Raw genomic sequence first — 758 nt, 5'->3', positions numbered from 1 at the left:
ATCCAGTTCATCCGCAACAAACGTATGCGAATCAAATGTTGCCGTAATAATTTTCTGAGCAAGACCGCGCGCTTCTTGGATGATTCGCTCTGCATTTTTTTGTCTTACTTCTCGAGAGACCAATTTACTTGGAGAATTTTTACTGCTCTTTTGTTGTTCCTCACTCGTTTCGTCATCAGGAACGGGGTGAAATTTACAACCTTTAGCAGAGAGCTTCTTGTCAACCCAGACATACTTAATGCCTTTATTAACTAATGTATCAATTCCTTTTTTTGAAGACACGCGTCCAGCGTTAGATAAATAAACACGCTCACTTTTCTGAATTGATGTAACAAACATTCCCACAACCAATGTGTTTATGGAAATTTTTACTGAGTCTTTAAGGTCGAACTGCATTAAATTCAATTAAGTGTTGTCAAAAACAGTGTGATTCTAATCCAATTTCGCGACGAATCTAGTCAAATTGTTGATTTATTTACTCAAAACACCTGAAATTAAAAACAAAAGGCCGAAATGTCACAGAGTTATGCTTCGATCTTAGCGATATTGTTTACAACGGTTAAGTGGCAGTGGTGTAGTAATAAGCGTTCTTTTCTAATCGAAGTGTCTATCTAAAGGGCTCTGTAGAAAAGTACTTTGTATTGTGGATGTGACTTAAGAGGTGAGGTAGGGAGGTTGCCACCTATTAATAAAAAGATAAAACGTTAGATATTAAAAAAGCCACTGAAATCAGTGGCTTTTTAGAGTCAACCCATATC

1 protein-coding gene is annotated in these 758 nt (G+C 36.8%); it reads right to left on the bottom strand.

Going from position 1 to position 758, the window contains the following annotated elements; genetic code table 11:
• Window positions 1–396 (bottom strand): DUF3391 domain-containing protein (locus tag AB4496_RS25115; protein ID WP_372132533.1); only part of this gene is annotated, 396 nt, incomplete at its 3' end.
• Window positions 397–758: the final 362 nt, after the last annotated feature.

The organism is Vibrio sp. 10N.222.46.A1 (assembly GCF_041473595.1).
GTDB lineage: Bacteria > Pseudomonadota > Gammaproteobacteria > Enterobacterales > Vibrionaceae > Vibrio > Vibrio tasmaniensis_A.
This window is presented reverse-complemented; position numbering and strand designations above follow the sequence as displayed.